Source organism: Blautia sp. AF34-10, from assembly GCF_003477865.1.
In the GTDB taxonomy this organism is placed as follows: Bacteria; Bacillota; Clostridia; order Lachnospirales; family Lachnospiraceae; genus Fusicatenibacter; species Fusicatenibacter saccharivorans.
The window spans coordinates 1-6,357 of sequence record NZ_QUED01000049.1; the positions used below are offsets into that span (position 1 = coordinate 1).

Below are 6,357 nucleotides of genomic sequence, written 5' to 3' on the forward strand. Positions count from 1 at the left end.
ATCAGCTCTCGCTGACAGCTTAGTTATAATAACACCGCCCAAAGCAAAAGTCAACACCTTTTTTCGAATTTTCTTATTTTTAGAAAAATATAGTTAATTCTGCATATTTTATATTTTGTCTGAATTTTTCAAAAAAGACCGTACGCATCACACGCCGGTCCTTTTTCCACAACTTCCTTCTAATTTTTCCCCACGCGCAGAATCGCATCCTGAATATTTTCCACCGGAATCAGTGCGATTCCACCGATTTTCTCCACGGACTTCATGCAGACAGCAGGTAAAATCACCCGCTCGAAGCCCAGTTTTTTTGCTTCCAGTACACGCTGTTCCGCCATGCTGACGGCGCGGACCTCACCGCTTAAGCCGACCTCGCCAAATACGACCGTTTTCTCATCGATCACCTGATCTTTGTAGCTCGATACGACGGCAAGTGCGATGCCAAGATCGATCGCCGGCTCATTCATCTTGATTCCGCCTGCGATGTTGACGTAGGCATCGCTTGTCGAAAGATTGACTCTTGCGCGTTTTTCCAGCACTGCCATCAGCAGGTTCACACGGTTGAAATCGCATCCTGCTGCGGTGCGGCGCGGGATTCCGAAATTACTGTGGCAGACCAGTGCCTGAATCTCGATCAGGATCGGGCGCGTTCCCTCCATGGAGCATGCGACAACCGAACCGGAAGCTCCCTCCGGCCGTCCGTTCAGCATGTACTCCGATGGATTTTTCACTTCCACGAGTCCCTCTGTCTGCATTTCGAAGACGCCGATCTCATTTGTAGAACCAAAACGGTTTTTGACGCCGCGCAGAATCCGGTAAGACGCATGACGGTCGCCCTCGAAGTACAGCACGGTATCTACCATGTGTTCCAGCACACGCGGGCCGGCCACATTACCGTCTTTTGTCACATGACCGACGATAAAGATCGAAATCCCCATTCCCTTTGCAATCTGCATCAGCACATTCGTCGATTCCCGGACCTGGGATACACTGCCCGGCGCGGAGCTGACCTCCTCGTTGTACATGGTCTGGATCGAGTCGATGACGGCCATCTCCGGCTTCTCTTTTTCCATGACGGCGCGGATGATATCAAGATTCGTCTCGCAGAGCAGGGACAGATTTTCGTTAAATTCTCCGATCCGCACAGCGCGCAGTTTGATCTGGCGCAGGGACTCCTCACCGGAAATATATAAAACCTGATGTCCTGCTGTGGACAGCATGCGGCACACCTGCAGAAGGAGTGTGGATTTTCCAATTCCCGGATCGCCGCCGACCAGTGTCAGGGAACCCGGCACGATTCCTCCGCCGAGCACCCGGTCGAGTTCTCCGATTCCCGTCGGGATGCGCTCCTCTTTTCCTGTTGAAATTTCCGTCAGATGAACCGGCTTTCTGCCCGCCGCGCTGTGGTTTCCGATCCCCTGCGTTCCCGCCGGTGTTTTGGCCGCTGTCGGTTCCTCCACAAACGTGTTCCATTCTCTGCACGCCGGACACTGGCCCATCCATTTTGCTGACTCATATCCGCAGTTCTGGCAGAAAAAGGCGGTTTTTTTTGCTTTTGCCATAGTTGTGTCTCCCTTATAATTGTCAAAAAAAGCTGCCGCACACGTTCTGCGACAGCCTTCTTTTCTTATTTCATCATGCTTTTACGATTTCTACTGCTACATCCTCTGCTTTTTCCAGCTCTACGCTGAAGGAAAGTTTTCCGCCGAGATTTGTGGTCATGTGGCCAACGTTTACGCCGTCGAGCAGCACCTTGTATTCGGTCTCTGCTTCCATTTCAACGGTGATCTGTGCATCCTCCGGTCCTTCTACTTTGAAGGTCATGCCGTCGTCGAATACGTTCAGATCGGTAACTGCGGTTCCCGGAACGGATTCGTATACGAACAGTCCGTTTCTCTCCAGCTTTGTGATTTCCTTAAAGGTTTTTACTTTATACAGATCTCCTCTGTGCTCAAAATCAGATTTTTTTGCCTTTGCCGCAAGCTCATAATCTCCGAAGCTGATGCCTCCGTCTGCCTCTGTGCGGATTAATTCTTTTACTACTGACATTTGTAAATGCCCTCCTGGTCTTGTCTTTTGTGGTGTTTCGTTTCTTTGTGAAAATCATACCATAATCAAAAAGATTTTACCATATAATTTATGGAATTTTATATTATTTTTTCTCAAGAACCTTAAATGTAATCTCTTTCTTATTCATTCCAGCCGCAACGGTATCGCCTTTTTTCACTTCTCCGTTCAGGATGGCTTCTGCGAGCGGATCCTCAATTTTGCTCTGGATCGCGCGTTTTAACGGGCGGGCACCGTACTTGCTGTCGAAGCTGTTTTCCACGAGATATTCTTTCACGGTGTCACGGACTTTCAATTCAATGTCCATCTGCTCCTTGCAGCGGCGCTCCAGATCTTTGAGCAGAATCTGCAGAATCTTCTTCATATCCGCCTTGGTAAGCTGATGGAATACAATATCTCGTCGATTCGGTTCAGGAATTCCGGCTTAAACATCCGTTTGACTTCTTCCATCACCTGGCCCTTCATGTATTCGTAGTCTTTCCGCTCATCTTCTGTCGAAAGGAATCCAAGGCGTTTCGGCGCTACAATGTTCTGTGCTCCGGCATTGGATGTCATGATAATGCAGGTCTGTTTGAAATCAACTTTTCTGCCCTGCGCGTCGGTGATATGGCCATCATCAAGCACCTGCAGCAGAATGTTGAAGACATCCGGGTGCGCTTTTTCGATCTCGTCAAACAGGATCACACTGTACGGGTTGCGGCGCACTTTTTCGGAGAGCTGGCCGCCTTCCTCGTAGCCGACGTATCCCGGAGGGGATCCGATCAGTTTGGAGACGCTGTGTTTCTCCATGTACTCCGACATGTCGACGCGGATCAGGGCCTGCTCTGTACCGAAAACTGCCTCGGCGAGTGCTTTGGAAAGTTCTGTTTTTCCGACACCGGTCGGTCCAAGAAACAGGAAGGATCCTGTCGGACGGTTCGGGTCTTTTAATCCGACTCTGCCTCGTTTTACGGCTTTTGCCACAGCTGTCACGGCTTCTTCCTGGCCGACAACGCGTTTATGGAGTGTCTGCTCCAGTCTTGCCAGACGTTTCGATTCTCCTTCCGCGAGACGCTGTACCGGAATTTTCGTCCAGGTGGATACGGTTTTTGCGATTTCTTCTTCTGTTACCTGCAGTTTTTTGTTTTTGCAACGGCGTTCAAAGCGTTTTCGGATCTGCTCCAGATCTTTTTCGAGCTCCTGCTGGCGCGCCTGCAGTTCTTTTGCCTGCTCAAAATCGCCGGCACTGATCGCGGATTCTTTTTCTTTCTGTACTTCGAACAGTGTCTGCTCCTCTTTTGCCATGTTGTCCGGCACCTGGTAGCCGGCGAGCTGTACGCCTGCGGATGCCTCATCGATCAGATCGATGGCTTTATCCGGCAGGAAACGGTCGTTGATGTAGCGGACGCTCATTTTTACGGCTGCTTCCAGTGCTTCATCGGTGATTTCCACGCCGTGGTGGCGTTCGTAGTATGGGCGCAGGCCTTTTAAGATATCAAGTGCTTCGCTTTCCGTCGGTTCTTCTACTTTGACCGGCTGGAAACGGCGCTCCAATGCGGCATCTTTTTCGATGTATTTACGGTATTCTTCGAGCGTGGTTGCACCGATGAGCTGAATTTCTCCGCGGGAAAGGGACGGTTTTAAGATATTGGATGCATCGAGTGCTCCCTCTGCACCGCCGGCCCCGATGATGGTGTGAAGTTCATCGATGAACAGCAGAATATTTTCATTGTCCGTCACTTCTTTGACGACACGTTTGATACGCTCTTCGAACTCACCGCGGTATTTGCTTCCGGCTACCATTCCGGAAAGGTCAAGGACAACAACTCGCTTATCGCGGATCGTTTCCGGCACAATGCCAAGGGCAATCCGCTGCGCCAGACCTTCCGCAATCGCCGTTTTTCCGACACCCGGCTCTCCGATCAGACACGGGTTGTTTTTTGTCCGGCGACTTAAGATCTGAATGACACGCTCAATTTCCTGCCCACGGCCGACAACCGGATCGAGTTTTCCTTCGCGCGCAAGCTCAGTCAGATCCCGGCTGTACTGGTCCAGTGCCGGCGTTTCGCTGGTCTGCGCTCCACCTCTTGTCTGCGGTCCGCGGCCGGTATTTGCATTTCCGCTTGCACCGCCCTGCAGCGGTGCCTCGCCCATGGCAGTAAGGATTGCTCCATATAGTTTCTGAATGTTGATCCCCATGGTAAAAAGCAAACGGGTAGCAACACAGTCACTTTCTTTTAAGATTGCGATCAGCAAATGCTCGGTTCCCACAGCTCTGCTCTTAAAACGCGCTGCCTCCGCTTCTGCATTTTCAAGCACTCTGCGTACCCGCGGAGTATAGCCCGGTCGGGATTCGGTCACGGTGTTTCCGCCTGGTGCAATCAGACGGTCAATCAGTTCGGTAAGCTGTCCGGCATCTACGTGAAACTCAGAAAGCACCATGCCTGCTGTGCCATCCTCCACGTTCAGAAGTCCGATCAGAAGGTGTTCGGTTCCTACGTAATTATGTCCACATTTTTCAGCTGTCCTAACCGCATATGCCAGTGCTTTTTTTGCCTGACTGGTATATCCTTCTCTCATAATACTATTGTCTCCTTCATGTTTCGTCTGCGTAATTGCTGTAAATTTCATCTACAAGCTGATGTACTTCTTCTTTTGATATATTTTTGCAGACGGCTTTTGCAAGAATCACCTGCAGATCTTCGCGCAGTTCCTGCATGGCATACAGTTTATCCGCATCGATAGAGATAACGGCTCCTTTTCTTCGGTCAATCGAAAGAAGCCCCTCCTGCCGGAGTACGCTGTAGGCCTTATTTACGGTATGCATGTTGATTCCGATATTGTCTGCGAGCTGTCTTACCGAAGGTAGAGTATCTCCTTCCTGAATTCTGGAAGTGGCAATACCCAGAATAATCTGATTTCTCAGCTGGATATAGATCGCTTCATCGCTGTTGAAATCGATCTGTATTGTCTCATAATACATAGTTACACCCTGCTTTCTCGTATCGTTTTGTTATACATATGTTATAACAATTCGCAAACTTTGTCAACAAACGGTTTCCCTACCTGTTTTTCTCGTAGATGATCTGAAGACCTTTCAGGAGCAGATTCTCATCGATGATGATGTCATGTCTGCAGTGCGGAATCACAGCTTTCGCCAGACCTCCGGTAGCCACAATCGTGCATTTGCAGCCAAGTTCTTCTTCCATCCGTTCGATCATGCCGTCGATGCTGGCAGCGTTTCCATAAATCATACCGCCTTTCATACAGTCCAGCGTATTTTTGCCAATGACTTTTTTCGGTGCTGTCAGACTGGTCTGGCTAAGCTGCGCGGCATTTGATACGAGAGCATCCAGCGAAGTACGAAGTCCCGGAAGAATCACGCCTCCGATGAAGCTTCCTTTCTGATCAAGTACACTCATCGTCGTGGCAGTTCCCATATCGATAACAATCTGCGGACATGTGTATTCATTCAGCGCTGCTACTGCTACAACAACAAGATCGCTTCCTGCCGTTGCGGGGTCGTCCAGTTTGATATTAAGTCCGGTCTTCACACCGGGGCCGACAACTTTGACCGGCTTTTTAATCACTTTTTCTGCCGCACTCCGGCAGAGCTCTGTCACCTGCGGAACAACGGAAGAGATGATACCTCCTTCGATCTGCTCCACCGGAATCTCATACAGTTCCAGTACATTTTTCAGGCTGACTGCGTATTCCAGCTCTGTTTTTGCCTTGTCCGTGGAGAGTCTTTCGATAAAGTATGTTTTTTTCCCTTCCACACACCCAAGGACGATGTTCGTGTTGCCGATGTCTATTGCAAGGATCATGATTCAGGTTCCTCCTGTAAAAACTATGAAATGAAATTCTTGTGGTTTTATTATACATGGTGCGGCGCTTTGAGACAAGGAAAAAGACAGCAAGAAAAAGACAATTAAGTCGATTTCATACTGTCTTCTGAATATTTCATTTTGAATTATCTATTCTTGTTGTTCACAAAAATAAATTTTACATCATTCTCAAACGTACGATTTAGCAGAATTTGCCCTGAAAATGTTTGAGTACTATACATTTTTACATCATTCTCAAACCATTACTTACAGATTTAGGGGAGGTGGAAAGTTTGAGTACCATACATTTTTACATCATTCTCAAACAGGCGGTGATGGATAGTGAGCAGCGAGCGGTTTGAGTACCATACATTTTTACATCATTCTCAAACTAGAAGCTGTCATTTACGCGCTCAAATCGTGTTTGAGTACCATACATTTTTACATCATTCGTGTTTGAGTACCATACATTTTTACATCATTCTCA

General features: G+C 48.6%; 4 protein-coding genes and 1 pseudogene. All 5 read right to left on the reverse strand.

All coding sequences use genetic code 11. From position 1 onward, the window contains the following. Nucleotides 1–179: 179 nt before the first annotated feature. A complete protein-coding gene (radA, locus tag DWZ60_RS16335; protein WP_117510238.1) occupies nucleotides 180–1,559 on the reverse strand; it encodes a DNA repair protein RadA in 1,380 nt (459 codons plus the stop codon). 73 nt (nucleotides 1,560–1,632) lie between these two features. After that, nucleotides 1,633–2,046 carry a hypothetical protein gene (locus DWZ60_RS16340; RefSeq protein ID WP_055221437.1) on the reverse strand — a complete coding sequence of 138 codons (414 nt, stop codon included), beginning with the start codon at nucleotides 2,044–2,046 and terminating at the stop codon, nucleotides 1,633–1,635. A 103-nt stretch (nucleotides 2,047–2,149) separates the two neighbouring features. After that, nucleotides 2,150–4,623: pseudogene (locus DWZ60_RS16345) on the reverse strand (ATP-dependent Clp protease ATP-binding subunit). A 16-nt stretch (nucleotides 4,624–4,639) separates the two neighbouring features. Next, nucleotides 4,640–5,026: a GntR family transcriptional regulator gene (locus tag DWZ60_RS16350; protein WP_117510240.1), complete on the reverse strand. Its 387-nt coding sequence runs from the start codon at nucleotides 5,024–5,026 to the stop codon at nucleotides 4,640–4,642. A 79-nt stretch (nucleotides 5,027–5,105) separates the two neighbouring features. Further along, nucleotides 5,106–5,870 (reverse strand): type III pantothenate kinase, encoded by a 765-nt coding sequence (locus tag DWZ60_RS16355; RefSeq protein ID WP_117510241.1) that lies wholly within the window; start codon nucleotides 5,868–5,870, stop codon nucleotides 5,106–5,108. Nucleotides 5,871–6,357: the final 487 nt, after the last annotated feature.

Bases quoted from the DNA above. Each gene is read 5' to 3' on its own strand.
- radA (WP_117510238.1), bottom strand. From the start codon at position 1,559: ATGGCAAAAGCAAAAAAAACCGCCTTTTTCTGCCAGAACTGCGGATAT.
- DWZ60_RS16340 (WP_055221437.1), bottom strand. From the start codon at position 2,046: ATGTCAGTAGTAAAAGAATTAATCCGCACAGAGGCAGACGGAGGCATC.
- DWZ60_RS16350 (WP_117510240.1), bottom strand. From the start codon at position 5,026: ATGTATTATGAGACAATACAGATCGATTTCAACAGCGATGAAGCGATC.
- DWZ60_RS16355 (WP_117510241.1), bottom strand. From the start codon at position 5,870: ATGATCCTTGCAATAGACATCGGCAACACGAACATCGTCCTTGGGTGT.